12 protein-coding genes are annotated in these 16,662 nt (G+C 32.6%); 8 read left to right on the top strand and 4 right to left on the bottom strand.

Going from position 1 to position 16,662, the window contains the following annotated elements; all coding sequences use genetic code 11:
- Nucleotides 1-188: 188 nt before the first annotated feature.
- From J2Z35_RS03465 to J2Z35_RS03500, 8 genes are all read left to right on the top strand, one after another.
- Complete coding sequence (locus J2Z35_RS03465) at nucleotides 189-2,582, top strand: heavy metal translocating P-type ATPase (RefSeq protein WP_209659384.1); 2,394 nt, start codon at nucleotides 189-191, stop codon at nucleotides 2,580-2,582.
- Between the two features lie 9 nt (nucleotides 2,583-2,591).
- Nucleotides 2,592-2,903, top strand: a complete 312-nt coding sequence (locus J2Z35_RS03470; RefSeq protein WP_209659386.1) for a metal-sensing transcriptional repressor — start codon at nucleotides 2,592-2,594, stop codon at nucleotides 2,901-2,903.
- Nucleotides 2,904-3,009: 106 nt separating this feature from the next.
- Nucleotides 3,010-4,791: a diguanylate cyclase gene (locus J2Z35_RS03475; RefSeq protein WP_209659388.1), complete on the top strand. Its 1,782-nt coding sequence runs from the start codon at nucleotides 3,010-3,012 to the stop codon at nucleotides 4,789-4,791.
- An 88-nt stretch (nucleotides 4,792-4,879) separates the two neighbouring features.
- Complete coding sequence (locus J2Z35_RS03480) at nucleotides 4,880-5,563, top strand: helix-turn-helix domain-containing protein (protein ID WP_209659390.1); 684 nt, start codon at nucleotides 4,880-4,882, stop codon at nucleotides 5,561-5,563.
- A gap of 289 nt (nucleotides 5,564-5,852) precedes the next feature.
- Entirely contained in the window at nucleotides 5,853-7,016 is a 1,164-nt protein-coding gene (locus tag J2Z35_RS03485) for a galactokinase (RefSeq protein ID WP_209659392.1), read from the top strand.
- A gap of 30 nt (nucleotides 7,017-7,046) precedes the next feature.
- On the top strand, nucleotides 7,047-8,555 hold the full coding sequence (galT, locus tag J2Z35_RS03490; protein ID WP_209659395.1) for a UDP-glucose--hexose-1-phosphate uridylyltransferase: 1,509 nt from the start codon (nucleotides 7,047-7,049) through the stop codon (nucleotides 8,553-8,555).
- A 38-nt stretch (nucleotides 8,556-8,593) separates the two neighbouring features.
- Complete coding sequence (locus J2Z35_RS03495; RefSeq protein ID WP_209659396.1) at nucleotides 8,594-10,558, top strand: beta-galactosidase; 1,965 nt, start codon at nucleotides 8,594-8,596, stop codon at nucleotides 10,556-10,558.
- The gene (locus J2Z35_RS03500; RefSeq protein ID WP_209659398.1) at nucleotides 10,542-11,735 is read left to right on the top strand and encodes an ROK family transcriptional regulator; all 1,194 of its coding nucleotides are present in this window, start codon (nucleotides 10,542-10,544) and stop codon (nucleotides 11,733-11,735) included. Before J2Z35_RS03495 ends, J2Z35_RS03500 begins: the two co-directional genes overlap by 17 nt.
- A 201-nt stretch (nucleotides 11,736-11,936) precedes the next feature.
- Here J2Z35_RS03500 and J2Z35_RS03505 read toward each other — a convergent pair whose 3' ends face one another.
- From J2Z35_RS03505 to J2Z35_RS03520, 4 genes are all read right to left on the bottom strand, one after another.
- Entirely contained in the window at nucleotides 11,937-13,160 is a 1,224-nt protein-coding gene (locus J2Z35_RS03505) for an IS256 family transposase (protein WP_245330740.1), read from the bottom strand.
- 130 nt (nucleotides 13,161-13,290) lie between these two features.
- Nucleotides 13,291-14,484 carry a dicarboxylate/amino acid:cation symporter gene (locus J2Z35_RS03510; RefSeq protein ID WP_209659401.1) on the bottom strand — a complete coding sequence of 398 codons (1,194 nt, stop codon included), beginning with the start codon at nucleotides 14,482-14,484 and terminating at the stop codon, nucleotides 13,291-13,293.
- 253 nt (nucleotides 14,485-14,737) lie between these two features.
- Nucleotides 14,738-15,178: a MarR family winged helix-turn-helix transcriptional regulator gene (locus J2Z35_RS03515; RefSeq protein WP_209659403.1), complete on the bottom strand. Its 441-nt coding sequence runs from the start codon at nucleotides 15,176-15,178 to the stop codon at nucleotides 14,738-14,740.
- Between the two features lie 11 nt (nucleotides 15,179-15,189).
- Nucleotides 15,190-16,485, bottom strand: a complete 1,296-nt coding sequence (locus tag J2Z35_RS03520) for a helix-turn-helix domain-containing protein (protein WP_209659404.1) — start codon at nucleotides 16,483-16,485, stop codon at nucleotides 15,190-15,192.
- Nucleotides 16,486-16,662 lie beyond the last annotated feature (177 nt).

The raw sequence follows: 16,662 nt of genomic DNA on the forward strand, positions 1-16,662 counted from the left end.
AAAGACTCCTCCTAAGATTTTATAGTTTTTAAATTATATCATATAGCAATCTATATAGATACTTACCCTTCTTAGCATTTCTCAAATGGGTTTTATATAAAATCAAAAAAATATTTGTTGACTTGCATACCTATATGGGGTATAAGTATATATAAGGTGATTATAAAAATAATAAACGAGGTGAAATAATGGGAAAAAAACAAGTTACTTTGGGTGTTTCTGGAATGACGTGCGCTTCCTGCTCAGCTGCAGTTGAAAAAACCCTTAAAAAAATGGATGGGGTGGACGCATCTGTAAATCTTGCAATGGAAAAGGCAACCATAGAGTATGATTCAGAAAAGACAACTATAAAAGAAATAGAAGAAAAGATTGAAAAGCTGGGTTACGCAGTAGTCAAAGAGAAAATAGTAATGGATGTAGAAGGAATGACTTGCGCCGCCTGCTCCTCTATTATCGAAAAAATGGTAGGAAAGATGCAGGGGGTATACTCTATATCTGTAAATCTCCCAGGAAACACTGCTACAATAGAATATGATAAAGGACAGATTTCCCTTAAAGAGATTGAAGATAAAATAGAAAAACTAGGATACAAGGCAAGTCCAAAAAAAGAAGAGGTTTCTGATGCTCAAAGAGACGAAGAAAGACTAAAAAAACAGAGAAATAAGCTAATAATATCTATTATACTTTCATTACCACTTCTTTATACTATGGGAGCACATATGCCGTGGGAAACCAATGTACCTATGCCAGATATACTTATGAATCCATGGTTTCAAATGGCACTTGCCACACCTGTTCAATTTATAATAGGATGGACATTTTATGTAGGTTCGTATAGAGCTCTATCAAATAAAAGTGCAAATATGGATGTTTTAATTGCCCTTGGAACATCAGCTGCTTACTTTTTTAGTGTTTACGAAGGAATTAAGACTATAGGTGCTACTCATGCTCACCCAGAGCTTTATTTTGAGACGAGTGCAGTTCTTATAACTCTTGTGCTTTTAGGAAAATACCTTGAGGCCAGAGCCAAAGGAAAGACAAAAGAAGCTATATCGAAGCTTCTTGAGCTACAGGCTAAAGATGCAACTGTAATTAGAGAAGGGGTAGAGCTTAGAATTCCTTTAGATGATGTAGTGGTAGGAGATACAGTACTTGTAAAGCCTGGGGAGAAAATACCAGTAGATGGAATAGTAATAAAAGGAAATACTGCAATTGATGAGTCTATGCTTACAGGAGAATCCCTGCCTGTAGAAAAATCAGCAGGAGATGAAGTAATAGGAGCAACTATAAATAAAAATGGAACAATTACCTTTGAAGCCAAAAAAGTAGGAAAAGAAACAGCTCTAGCAGGTATTATCAAAATTGTAGAGGAAGCTCAGGGCTCTAAAGCTCCTATCCAGAGAATGGCGGATCAGATATCAGGGGTATTTGTACCGATAGTAGTTGCAATAGCAACCCTTGCCTTTGTGGTATGGTATTTTATAGCAGACCCTGGAAATGTAGCCCATGCTCTTGAAGTTGCAATTGCTGTACTTGTAATATCATGCCCATGTGCACTTGGGCTGGCAACACCTACTTCTATAATGGTAGGTACAGGCAAAGGAGCAGAAAACGGCATTCTTTTTAAAGGGGGAGAATATCTAGAGACTACCCATAAAATCAACGCAGTACTTCTTGATAAAACAGGAACTGTTACAAAAGGAAAACCAGAGGTAACAGACTATATAGAGTACACAGAAGATGCACTTTCCTATGCAGTTGCAGCAGAAAAAAAATCAGAGCATCCTCTGGCTGAAGCTATAGTGGTTTATGGAAAAGACAAAAAAGTAAGAGAAATGGAAGTAGAAAATTTTGAAGCGATACCAGGACATGGACTTAAGGCTAAGATTGAAGGAAAGGATGTCCTTGTAGGAACTAGAAAGCTTATGAAAGAAAATAATATTGATGTATCCAGTCACGAGGATGCTATGCAAGAGATGGAAAAAAGCGGAAAAACTGCTATGCTTATAGCTGTAGATGGAGTTCATAGCGGGATAATAGCTGTTGCAGATACGATAAAAGAAACATCAAAAGAAGCCATAAAAAAGCTTAAATCTCTTGGACTTGATGTATATATGGTGACTGGAGATAATGACAGAACAGCGAGAGCGATAGCTCAGCAGGTAGGCATTGACAACGTATACTCCGAAGTACTTCCTGAAGAAAAGGCTGGAGTAGTAAAAGATATTAAAGAAAAGGGTAAAAAGGTTGCAATGGTAGGTGATGGAATAAATGATGCCCCTGCCCTTGCCTTTGCAGATATAGGTATGGCCATAGGTACTGGCTCAGATGTAGCAATTGAAGCTGCAGATGTGACCCTTGTTGGTGGAGACTTAAACCATATACCAAAAGCAATAGAATTAAGCAGAAAGACTATGAGAAATATCAAGCAAAACCTATTTTGGGCATTATTTTATAATTCAGCAGGAATACCTATAGCAGCTATGGGATTCCTTCAGCCATGGGTTGCAGGACTTGCAATGGCATTTAGTAGTGTATCTGTTGTCAGCAATGCCCTCAGATTAAAAAAGGTAAAACTTTAGGAGGTTAATATGGAAGATATGAAGCTTTCCGAAAAAAAGCCTGTGGAGCCAAGGTCGAAAGAAGACATGGAAAAATTACTTTCCAGACTTAAAAGAATAGAAGGTCAAGTAAGAGGCATCCAAAAAATGGTGGAGGATGAACGCTACTGCGTAGACATATTGGTTCAAATTTCTGCCATAAATGCAGCCCTTAAAAAAGTTGGAATGAATATACTAAAAAGACATACCCAGCACTGCGTATCAGATTCTATAATAAATGGAGATTCAAATGAGAGTATAGATGAATTAATGGGAGTGATTGAGCTTTTTTCTAAAATATAATAATTTATATAGTTAATTTTAAAACCAGTTTGAGTATTTCAAACTGGTTTTTTGGGTATAAATATTTAAATGAAAGGGAATTTTCCTATGAAATGGAGGTTAAAATATGCCTTATAGAGAAATGGATTTTGAATATATTTTAACAAACACTGAAAAACCCATTTTTTTACTTCAAAACGGAAAATACATCAGGTGTAATCCTCCTCTTTTAAATTTATTTGGCTATAAGAATGAGAATGAATTGATAGGGAAAACCCCTATAGATATATCTCCAAAGTTTCAATCTAGCGGAGAAACAAGTGAAGAGCTTGGAAAAGCTAAGCTAGATAAGGTATTGAAAAGTAATATAGGGATGTTTGAATGGACACATCTTAGATTAGATGGTAAAGAAATTGTCGTAAGAGTATCCATGACAAAAATAAAACACCAAAAAAATGATATAGTCTTTGGTATTTTAGATGATATTACAGGAGAAAAAATAAAGGAAAGACAAATAATTGAAAATGAAAAGAAATTCAAAAAGGTATTTGAAAGTATGGAAGAAGGAATGGCGCTGTGTGAAATGATTTATGAGGGAGATAAACCCTTAAGGTATGTTCTTTTGGATACAAACCCTGCATTTGAACGAGTATTGAAGGTGAAAAAAAAATATAAAACAAAATCCACATCATACTTTTATATAGATTTGGAACAAAATCCATACATTGATATATATGACAAGGTTATAAAAACAAAAGGTCCTTATAAATTTGAAATTTATGAAAAAAAATATAAAAAATACTTTAGAGTATCAGCTTTTAATACTGAAGAAAATATGTTTGCAACAATTTTTGAAGATATAACACAAAAAAAAGAGCAGGAGGAAAAAATATATTTTTTGACATACCATGACACTCTTACTGGTTTATATAACAGAGCCTATTATGAAGAAGCAATAAAGAACTTAGATTCTTTTGAAAACCTTCCTCTAAGTATCCTAATGATTGATGTAAATGGTCTTAAAATGGCAAATGATACATTTGGGCATAGCTTTGGAGATGCCATATTAAAGTCGGCAGCTGAAAAAATAAAAAATTTAATTAAAGATGATTTTTTAGCAGCTAGAATTGGTGGGGACGAATTTGTAATAATAATGCCTAGGACATCATATGAAGATGCAGCAAAACTTATGAAAAAAATTGAAGAAAATGACCATGAATTAGTAGATGGTATAGAAGTAAGCCTTTCTGGTGGAGTTGCATCAAAAAAATATAAAATTCAAGATATAAATCAAATAATAATTTTTGCAGACCAACAAATGTACAAGAAAAAACAAGAAAATGGATCTGAAATACGAAAAAAAATAATCGATAAAGTCTTGGAAAGACTTGATAAAGATGTTCCTTGGGAAAAAGAGCATAGAAATAATGTTGTGAATCTTTCAATCAAAATCGGAAATATTTTAAATTTAGATAAATCGGAAATGAAGAGATTAGAAAAAATTGCAATGTTTCATAATATTGGAAAGGTTGGAATTCCAAAAGTGCTTCTAAAGAAATCTCTTCCTCTGAAAAAAGAAGAGATTGAAATTATAAAAACCCATACAGAAATAGGATACAGGCTTCTTCGATCTGTGCCTGATTATGCTTCTATAGCAGAAGAAGTTTTAAGTCATCATGAACGAATAGATGGTAAAGGTTACCCCAAGGGTCTTTCGAAAGATGAAATTCCCTTCTTAACTAAAATAGTATCTGTAGCATGTGCTTATGATGGTATGGTCTCAGAAAGACCTTATAAAAAAGCTCTATCAAAGGAAGAGGCAATGAAAGAGTTGATTGAAAATTCTGGCTATCAATTTGATTCTAAAATAGTGCTTATACTAAAAGATTTGCTTTCTCCTCCTCAATAGAGGAGGTTTTTTTAATTAAAGGCTATATATTATTGAAATAAACTAAAGTTATATGGTATTGTAGACCTATACAAATGGTAGAATAGGGGTGGTTATTATTCATTTACTCAATATAAAGACTCAAGGACAAAAGATAAGAGAAATAAGAAAAAGACATAAAATAAGACAAGAATATGTAACAGGGAATCTCGTTACGAGAAATCTTATAAGCATGATAGAAAATGATAAGGTGAATATATCAAAAAATACAGCTAAAATAGTAACTGAAAATCTCAATAAATATTTCAAGGAAAACAAAATAAAAGATAGTGTAGAGATGAGTTATATCTTAAAAACTCCAAAAGATCACTTGGAAGAAGAAATATACTATATTTTTCAAAGAATAGAGGAAAGTCCAAACTTAATAGAAAATGACCTCGAGGAGATTATAATAGAGTTTGAATATTATTTTAAAAGATACGAGCTATATAATCTTGGATATGAATTTTTTAGAGGACTTGGAGAAAAAATCTATAAATTGGGATATTGTGAATTAGCAAGAGACTTATATATAAAGGCTTTTAACTATTATTACGGAGAGTTTCAATTAGAATCAATTTTGAATGTGATATATATGATAGGAGACTTATCTCTAAAAACTAAAAACTATGATGATGTAATAAAGTACAATAGATATTTGTTTTTTGATTCAAGTATTCAAAATTCTACAATTTATAAAAATATAGAAAAAAATGAATTAAAGGCAAGAAAATTTATTAGCAAAGACAAATAAGAATTGAGCTTTCTAAATAAATCCTAAATACATACAGATAAACCTAATCTATGGTACAAGTTATTTAGTATATTAGAACTTAAATTTAGGGCCAGCATTTATGTAATAGCTGGTCTTTTTTATGGGAAAATGACTTTAGTTTCTATTGCTAAAAAAATATAGTCATGATACTATTTACTTAATTTAATGAATAAAGAAAGTCTTGGTTGAAACCTATAGACATTGTTTTAAGACATATAAAATTGAAATTATAAACTAAAGCTTTATTTATAAAAAAGAGGTGGAGTAAATGGAAAAAAGACTTATAGAAAAATTTAAAGAAATATTTGAAAGAGAACATCCAAGAGTATTTTTTGCACCAGGTAGGGTCAATCTTATAGGAGAATATACAGATTTTAATAATGGTCATGTATTTCCTTGCGCCCTTGATATTGGGACTTATTGTATAGCACTTGAGCGAGAGGACAAAAATCTTAGATTTTACTCTCAAAATTTTCCAGAGATGGGAATTATTGAAATTAGCCTAGCTGATATTTTATATGATAAGACTCATGATTGGGCAAATTATCCGAAATCTGTCATATATACCTTAATAGAGTCTGGATATGAAATTAAAAATGGAATGGATTTTTATTACTATGGGAATATCCCAAATGGAGCAGGCCTATCTTCATCTGCATCAATAGAGATGGTCACTGGGGTAGCTTTAAATAATATATTAAACCTTGATATAGATATACCAAAGCTTGCAACCCTATGTCAAAGAGCAGAGAACAAATATATTGGCGTAAATAGCGGGATAATGGATCAGTTTGCAATCGGAATGGGAAAAAAAGACTGCGCTATACTTCTTGATTGCAAGACATTAGAATTCAGATATTCAAGGCTTAATCTTATGGAATATTCCCTTATAATATCAAACACAAATAAAAGAAGAGGTCTTGCAGATTCAAAATACAACGAAAGACGAAATGAATGCGAAGGAGCCCTTTTAAACCTTAAAGAAAAACTAAACATATCAGCTCTAGGAGAGGTTACTATAGAAGACTTTGAAAAATATAAATATCTAATCAAAAACAAAATAGACAGACAAAGGGCAGAGCATGTGGTATATGAAAATGCAAGAACACTAGATGCGGTAAATGCCCTTGAAAAATCTGATTTGCATGAATTTGGTAGACTTATGAACCAGTCCCACCAATCCCTTAAGGAAAAATTTGAGGTCACAGGTAAAGAGCTAGACACTTTAGTGGAGCTTTCTCAAAATTTCAAGGGAGTAATTGGCTCAAGAATGACAGGTGCAGGCTTTGGAGGATGTACAGTAACCCTTGTTCTTAAAGAAAGTGTAGAAGATTTTATAAAAGAAGTTGGAAAAAGCTATAAAAAAGAAATAGGATATGCTCCTGATTTTTATATTGTAAGTGTAGAGGATGGAGCAAAGGAAATATTTTGATTTTATATGTGAAGAGTGAGGGGGTAAAGTATGGATATTTTTTCCTATATAGAATGTCTTTTAAGATATGGCTTAGACCATAATCTGTTTTTTGAAGAAGATAAGATATATGTTAGAAATAAAATTTTAGAAATACTTAAATTAAATGATTTTAATAAAGATTCATTAAAAGTTAATGATTGCTCTTTTAGGGAAATATTAGATGGTATTTTGGATTTTGCCATTGAAAATAATCTTATAGAGGAAGACTCCTTGACCCTTAAAGATATATTCGATACTAAACTAATGGATGCTCTTATGCCAAGACCATCTGAAGTCATAAAAGAGTTTAAATCACAGTATATTAAATCCCCAAAAGCTGCAACAGATTATTTTTATAATCTATCCATTTCATCAAACTACATTCGAAAGAATAGAATCGAAAAAGACTTGAAATGGAAAACGAAGACTAAGTATGCAGATTTAGATATAACAATAAATCTTTCCAAACCAGAAAAAGACCCAAAAGAGATAGAATTGCAAAAGTCCATGAAAAGCCTAGACTATCCAAAATGTCTTCTATGTATAGAAAATGAAGGCTATGTAGGAAGACAAAACCATCCACCAAGAAGCAATCATAGACTCATACCTATGACTCTAAATAATGAAAAATGGTATTTTCAATATTCTCCTTATGTTTATTACAATGAGCACTGTATAGTTTTAAATGAAACACATACACCTATGAAGATAGGCAAAGATACATTTAAAAGACTTATAGAATTTACAGACAAATTTCCTCATTATTTTATAGGCTCAAATGCAGACCTGCCTATAGTTGGAGGGTCTATACTTTCCCATGATCACTTTCAAGGAGGAAATTATGAATTTCCAATGGCTAAAGCAAAGTCTAAGAAAACCTTTAAATTACTTCAGTTTGAAAATGTTGATTTTGAGGTTTTAAATTGGCCTATGGCTGCAATAAGATTAAGAAGCAAGAGCATGGACGACATAGTTGAAGGAGCTTTTTATATATTTTCAAAGTGGCAAAATTATAGTGACGAAAGCCTTGAAATAATAAGTTATTCAAATAATACTCCACACAATACGGTAACTCCCATAGCTAGGACAAGGGCAAATGATTATGAAATGGACATTGTCCTTAGAAATAACAGAACCACAGATGAATATCCATATGGAATTTTTCATCCCCATGAAAACCTTCATCATATAAAAAAAGAAAACATAGGTTTAATCGAAGTGATGGGACTTGCTGTATTACCTTCTAGACTAAAAACTGAGCTTGAAGATATAGCTAAAATGCTCAGAAATGGCATTTCTCCAGTGGAGGCCTCAAAAGACAAAAAAATATCCAACCATATCCATTTTTATGAAAAGCTATATGAAGACTATAAGGGAAGGGACATAAATTTTCTTACACAAGTTATAAAGGATGAGGTAGGAAAGATTTTTCTTGAGGTTTTAGAGGATGCAGGAGTTTTTAAGGACAGTTTTGAAGGAGAACAAGGGATTGAAAGATTTATAGATTTTTTGTCCTAAAATAAATCCAGTGAGCTTATTTTCAAAGGGAGGATTATATGTATTTAGGTGTTGATTACTATCCAGAGCATTGGTCTATTGATTTGATAGATGAGGATATAGATAGAATAAAAAAAATGAATGCAAATATTGTTAGAATAGGCGAATTTGCCTGGCACATGATGGAAAAAAAAGAAGGAGAATTTGATTTTTCTTTTTTTGATATGGTAATTACAAAGCTTAAAGAAAAAGAGATTAAAGTAATGTTTGGGACTCCTACAGCTACCTTTCCTGCATGGCTTTATAAAAAGCATCCTCAAATACTTTCAAAATGGGAGGATGGAAACGAAAGGGTATTTGGGGGAAGAAGACAGTACTGCTACAACTCAAGTGAATACTTACGCTATTCCCTAAAAATAGTTAAAGAACTTGTAACACATTATAAAGACGAAGAAAATATAATAGCATGGCAGGTAGACAACGAATTTGGACATGAAGGTAGTGATATGTGCCACTGTGAAAAATGTCATCATAGATTCCAAGATTTTTTGATGAATAAATTCAATGACAATATAGATAACCTAAATGAGACATATGGGACTATATTTTGGGGACAGACCTATAACTCATTTAGTGAAGTACCTATACCTAAAAAAACCATAACAGTACACAACCCATCTTTGATTTTAGACTGGTATAGGTTCAGATCATATTCCTTAAATAGCTTTGCCTATGCAAATATTGAAGAAGTAAAAAAATATAAAGGAAAGCATCAGAAGGTAACCACAAATCTAGCTGGAGGATTTTTTGACAAGTGTTTTAATCATCAGGAAACTGCAAAGCCTCTTGATTTTGTGTCTTACGACAATTACCCTGTATGGGGCGGCTTAAAAGAGCCTGTTCATAACGCACAGACAGCTCTTTCTCTTGATTTTATCAGAGGATTAAAAGGGGAGAACTTTTGGATTGTAGAGCAGCTTATGGGAGCCCAGGGCCATGACGTGATTGGATATCTTCCTAGACCAATGCAGGCCAAAATGTGGTCCTATCAGGCTTTTGCCCATGGCTGCTCTAATATGCTCTATTTTAGATACAGAGGAATGAATAAAGGAGCGGAGCAATACTGTTATGGGATAATAGACCATAACAATAAACTTGGAAGAAAATATGAAGAAGCAAGCTCATTTTTCAATGAGATAAAAGAATTTTGTGATTTAGTTGATTCTCCTATAGATTCTGAGGTAGCAGTACTTTACGACCATGAAAATATCTGGTCATGGAAGATTCAAACCCAAAGTAGTGATTTTGATTTTACAAAAGAAATACTTAGACTATATAGGCCTTTTTATAAGAAAAATATAAACATAGATGTAATTCCTGTAAGCTCAGATATTTCAAAATACAAGGTTCTTATTTTGCCTGTAATGAAACTAGTAGACAAAACTCTTTCAGAAAAACTCGAAAAATTTGTATCCCAGGGAAATACGATTATTTTTTCCTTTAGAAGTGGAATTAAAGATAAGGACAATAATATAATTTTTGGAAAAATTCTCCCTTCATATATTTCAAAGCTATGCGGAATAGAAATTTATGAAAGTGAAGCATTAAACGATGGTCAAAGCTGCGAAGTTTTATCTGAAAAAGGAAAAACAGGGAGCTGTCATGTTTTTAGAGACATCTGCGAAGTAACTACAGCCAAAGCACTATATAGCTATGATGACTATTTTTATAAAGGGAAGGCCTGCATCACTGTAAATGAGTATGGACAAGGAAAGGCATATTATATAGGAGCTGGGATAGATGAGGATATAGTGTCTGATATAGCCAGTGAAATATTGATAGATAAAAACATCAGTTATATCGATAGTCCAGAGGGCCTTGAGGTTTACCCAAGAACTCTAGGTAGCGAGAAATATTATATTATTACAAACCATACCTCAAATACAATTGAGTTTTTATCAATGAATATAGAGGCTTATGAGAGCAAAATAGTAAAGGATGAGTATTTTGAAGCAAATAAATAAAGGGAGCAAACACCTGATTAAGCAGATAAATACATCAAATGTTCTTAAAATAATAAGAGATAACAAGGAAATATCAAGAGCTGACATATCAAAGCTTACTGGGCTCACTCCAGCGACTGTTTCTTCTACTGCAAAAAGATTGATTCAAATGAATTTAATTAAAGAGAAAGGCTCAGGAAGCTCATCTGGGGGAAGAAGGCCAATACTTCTTGAAATCAATAGAGAAGGAGCATATGTAATAGGTCTGGATATGGGGACTACAAAACTAAGATTTGGAATTATAGATCTTTATGGCAATATTTTAAAAAAGGATACTAAAAGCTTTGAAGAAACAATGACTAAAGACAGTATGATAAGCTTTATGAAAAAATCTATATACTCCCTCTTATCAGACGAAAAAATAAAAATAGACAAAATAGTAGGGATAGGTATAGGAGTCCATGGTTTAGTAGATTCGTTAAATGGAGTATCCCTATATGCTCCTGCATTTGGATGGAGAGACTTGCCTATAAAGGAAATATTTGAAAAAGAGTTTGATGTAGAGGTTTATATAGAAAATGATGCAAGGGTTATGGCTATTGGAGAAAAGTGGTTTGGAAATGGAAAAGATATAAACGACTTTCTATTTATCAACATAGGTACAGGGATAGGATCAGGAATATATGTAGATGGTTCCCTTTATAAGGGTTCTTCAAACGGAGCTGGGGAAGTAGGGCATATATCTTTAGAGGACAGCAGTATTTGCAATTGTGGAAATGTAGGATGTCTTGACGCTCTGGCATCTTCAGGAGGTATAGTAAAAAGGTTTAATGAATTAAAAAAAAATAACGGAAAAAATGAATATATCGTAGATGACTTTGATTCTAAGGAAGTATATAATTTAGCTTTAAAAAATGATTTTGAGGCACAAATTGTGATGAAGGAAACTGGTATATATATTGGAAAAGCCATATCATTTATTGCAAATATACTGAATCCAAAAAGAGTTGTAATCGGAGGAGGAGTCTCAGATGCCTGGGATATTATCTACCCAGAAATAAATAATCAAATAAGAAAGAGAACCCTTTATAACAATAAAGAAAAGCTTAGAGTAGTAAAATCAAAACTAGGAGAAGATGCTGGACTAATTGGAGCAGGAACCCTTGCAATAAAGAATCTCTTTGATTTTGTTAAATAGATTTAGATAAAATAAAAAAGGTAGAGGAAGTGTAAAATAATTTGTGTTTTATCCTCTGAATTGGGATAATCATAAGAAAGTTTGATGATTGAAAGAAAAGTTTTAAGAGCTAAATATAATCATCAATTTAAAAACATTGAAACACAACGACAAATAGGCTGTCAAGAGGCTTCATTTCTTGACAGCCTTTTAATATACAATTTAAATCTCTATTCTTCCTTCAAAATAGATAGCTAAGTGATTTAATATATAGTCCCAGTTTCTAATTCTAGATGTCCATTTCGAAGTAGAATCAAGCATTGCAAGGTAAAGACTCTTCGAAAGAGCAGTATCACTAGGAAATATGGATTTGCTCTTTGTTACCTTTCTAAGCTGTCTATTAAAGTTTTCCATAGCATTTGTAGTATAAATTATGGTTCTAACCTCTTGAGGATACTTAAAGTAAGAAGAAAGATGTGCCCAATTACTTTGCCAAGAATTTACACAAGAAGGATACTTTTTATTCCATTTTTCAGAAAATATATCTAAATTATGTTCAGCCACCTCAAGGCTAGTCGCCTTATATACATCTTTAAGATCTTTTACAAGTTCTTTTTTATCTTTGTAATTAACATACCTTGTAGAGCTTCTTATTTGATGAATTATGCAGCGCTGTATTTCCGTTTTAGGAAAGACAGCATGAATAGCATCAGAAAAGCCACTTAAACCGTCTATCGACGCGATAAGTATATCCTTAACACCACGATTTTTAAGTTCATTAATTACAGTTAGCCAAAACTTAGAAGACTCATTTTCCCCAACCCACATACCTAAAACATCCTTATTTCCCTCGATATCTATCCCAATAATGATGTATACGGCTTTTTTAGCAATTACACCATCTTGCTTGACATTGTAGTGTATGGCATCTAAAAATATTATTGGATAAATCTCTTGAAGAGGCCTGTTTTGCCACTCCGTTATTGTAGGTAATATTTTATTAGTTATTTGAGATACAAGGCCTTCAGAAACAGAAAAACCATATATATCTTGAACATGCTTTGATATATCTCTTACAGTCATACCCTTGCCATACATGGAAATTATTTGTTCTTCAATGTGAGAAATATCAGTTTGATACTTCTTAACAACCTTCGGTTCAAATTCACCATATCTATCCCTTGGGACATTTATTGGAACAGCACCAGCTTTTGATTTAAGAACCTTTGTACTGTAGCCATTTCTGGAATTTAAAGCCGCCTCAGGCTTATCTCCCTTAGGGTAACCAATTTGACTTTCAAGCTCAGTTTCAAGCATTTGCTCAATGGTTTCACCAAGCATATCCTTGAGACTTTCATAGATGTCTTCGACAGATTCAGGCTGATAAAGTTCAATAAATTTTTGAATAGCTTCCCTTCGCTTTGGATCTCTTTTGATTTTAGCCATAATTAAAATACCTCCAGATTGATTATATTTTATCTCAATCCAGAGGTATTATCATACACAAAATTATTTACAGTCTCAAGGTAGATGGAATTTCAGTGAAATTTCCATCTACCTTTTTATTGTTTTAAAATTATGCTATGATTTCATCCTCTTCATGAGGGACTAGCTTATGTCCTGAAATCTTGTTCACCATTATAGCTATAGCGCCATCACCAGTAACGTTACAAGCAGTTCCGAAGCTGTCTTGTGCAAGGTAAAGAGCTATCATAAGAGAAGTAAGAGTTTCATCAAAGCCAAGCATTGTCTGAAGAAGACCAAGAGCTGCCATTACGGCTCCACCTGGGACTCCAGGAGCAGCAACCATAGTAACTCCAAGGGCAAGTATAAAACCAAAGAATGTACCAAAGCTATATTCCATACCATTAAGCATCATTATAGCAATTGCACAACTTACTAGAGTTATTGTACTTCCGGAAAGATGAATAGTTGCACAAAGTGGTACTGCAAAGTCAGCAACCCCTTCATTAACACCATTTTTTCTAGTTTGTGCTAGAGTTACAGGTATTGTAGCTGCAGAAGACTGTGTTCCTATTGCTGTAAGGTAAGCAGGAATCATAGTCTTGATTAGCTTGAATGGATTCGCTCCAGCTAGAGTTCCAGCAATAATGTACTGAAGTACAATTACAGTGAAATGAAGTATTATAACGAGTACGAAAACTCTAGAGAATACACTTAGTATCTGTACAACTTGTCCTGCAAAAGTCATGTTTGCAAATATTCCCATAATATGAATAGGAAGAAGCGGGATGATTATTCCAGTGATAAGCTTTGTAATTATACTTTGGAATTCATTCATAAAGCTTTTGATTGTAGTAGAGTTAACTACAGCTATTCCTATACCTAATGTGAAGGCAAGTATTAGAGCAGTCATAACTCCCATTACTGGAGGCATTGACAGCTCAAGTAGTGGGGCAGCCATAGCAGCGTCTCCATTAGCAAAATCTGCACCTAATGCACCTTGAGTAAGGAACATTGGAAGTACTGCAGCATTAGCTAAGAAAGCTAACGATCCAGCAAAAACTGTTGAAAGATAAGCAATACCAGCAGTTATTGCAAGTATCTTTCCAGCATTGCTTCCAAGATCACCGATTCCTGGAGCAACAAAGCCTAAAATGATAAGTGGTATAGCAAAACCAAGAAATTGACCAAATATGCCATTAAAAGTAGCTAGCACTCTAACGCCGATTTCTGGAAGGATGCTTCCCAAGATAATACCTAGTATAATTGCTATTATAAGTCTAGGAAGTAAACCAATTTTTTTCATATAATCCTCCTTCAAAAATAATATTAGGATATAAAATATACCTAAATAAAATGTATCATCAAAGGAAAAGGATTTCAATAGTATTGTGTGAAAAATATGAAAAAAATATACTATATGTCGTTATATAACAAACAATAATCTGGGAATGAAAGGAAAAAAACTATAAGCCATTCTCCGTAGGAAATGAGAATGGCTTATATACAGTAAAATCTAGAAGAAAATTTAATGTTTTGGATGGATATAAAATAAAAATCTATATTTTACTAAGCCCCTTCAAAAGTAAAATAAGTTTTGATTTTTCATCTTCATCTAGTCCATTGAGTATAAGCTCCAAATTTTCTAGGTGTTTAGGAAAGATTTTAGAAATAAGAGCTTCTCCTTTTGGGGTTATATTTATAAGAAAAGCTCTTTTATCATGAGGGTCTAAAGTTCTTTCTATTAATCCTGATTTATTGAGATTATTAATAACCACAGTCATATTTCCTCCTGTAGATAAGGTTTTTTCTATAATCTCACATATCCTAAGACTGCCTTTATGATATAAAAGCTCAAGTACTCCAAACTGTGTGAGGGTAAGGCCATTTGCTTTTATAAAGGGAATTTGTTTTTTTAATATCTCTTGATTTGTCCTTGCAAGTGCTATAAGAAGCTTTAGATTTAAGTCATTGGATTTTCCATATGATGTTTTTTTCATGAAAACCTCACTTATTTAGCAGATCTTTTATTTGATAAAACCTCAAGTATAAACTCTGTTTTCCCCATCTCTTTAAAATAATTGAAAGAATCGATTATAAGGGAGTCTTCCATTTCAGACATACTATTTCTAAAAGAGAATACGAGCATATTTTTAAGTTCTTCACAAAACTCATTAGAATTACTGTCTATAATCTCATAAGCTATATTTTTAAAAGAAATATAATCAGATATAGACACGGATCTTATAAATGCCATAGATAGATATTCTCTAGCACTTTCGATTTTTTTCATGTTTAAATATCCAAAGGCCGCTGAGCGAAGTATTTGGATATCATAAGGACTGCTATCTTCAAGTTCATCAATCTTTTCCTCAAAATATTTTAGATATATTTTTAGTTTTGGTAGATTCTTTTTAGGATAATATATATCCAAAAAGTAGGAATTGATTAGAAGGTTCATATCAATATCTGTATCTGGAATTTTTGATTTAAGACTTTTTAATATATCAACAGCCTTTCTTTGATTCCCAGTTTCCTTATATAGGGTATATTTTAAGATTTCAAGGTCTATATATCTAAGAAAATCCTCACCTTCTATATGGGTTTCTATACTTTCGATTTCCTTAAAAGCACTGTCATAATCTTTCAGTTTTAGCTTTATAGTTGCCTTTTGAAACCAGATTTGACTTAGGTTTTCAAAATCCTTGGCTGGAAGATGAGATTCGGTTATATCTAAGAATTCAAGACACTCAGAAAGTCTTCCGAGTTTAAAGCCACAATCCACAGCTTTTTTGCAAAGAGAAACAAGCATAGAATTATCATTTTTTATTTTCACAACATTCTCAAAGGCCTTAATGTAATAAAAATATGCCTTGTTGCATTTGTTTAAAGTCCTATAATAGTCACCTATTAGAGAAAAAAGCAAGCTGTTTTGAGGAAGAAGATCCCATTTACTGAGAAAAACAGAGATTTCATTTATATCGGATTCTTTTATTACTTTTCTCTCTCTTATGACATCCTTTAAAAACTCTGTGTATGTGATTGCCTTGCTTTTTGCATCATATATTCCTGAAATAAAAAGGTCCTTAAACTCAAGCTCAAGGTCTATGCCCTTCATCCTGCACAAATTGTTTATATTTCGTACAAGGATTTCAGCATTCCCTCTGTTTAGTGAAGCACGGTTGTTTTCGATGAGACTGATAAGGTTTCTAGTGATATCATCTCCTGCTATCTCGTGTTGCTTAAAGCCAAGTTCTTTTCTGATTTTTTTAAGAATGTCACCTGGAGATAAACCCTTCTCATTCATAATCCACCTCTTAATTCTATTTATTTTAAATAAAAATTTACTAAAAACACAATTTAGTCAATTAAAACCACTCTTTATATTGGTATATATACCATTTTATCCATTTGTTAAATAATAATAAATAGATAAAAGTGATTTTATGTAAAAAAACTTTAAAAAATTTATTTAAAGTGGTAA

The organism is Acetoanaerobium pronyense (assembly GCF_017874355.1).
In the GTDB taxonomy this organism is placed as follows: Bacteria; Bacillota; Clostridia; order Peptostreptococcales; family Filifactoraceae; genus Acetoanaerobium; species Acetoanaerobium pronyense.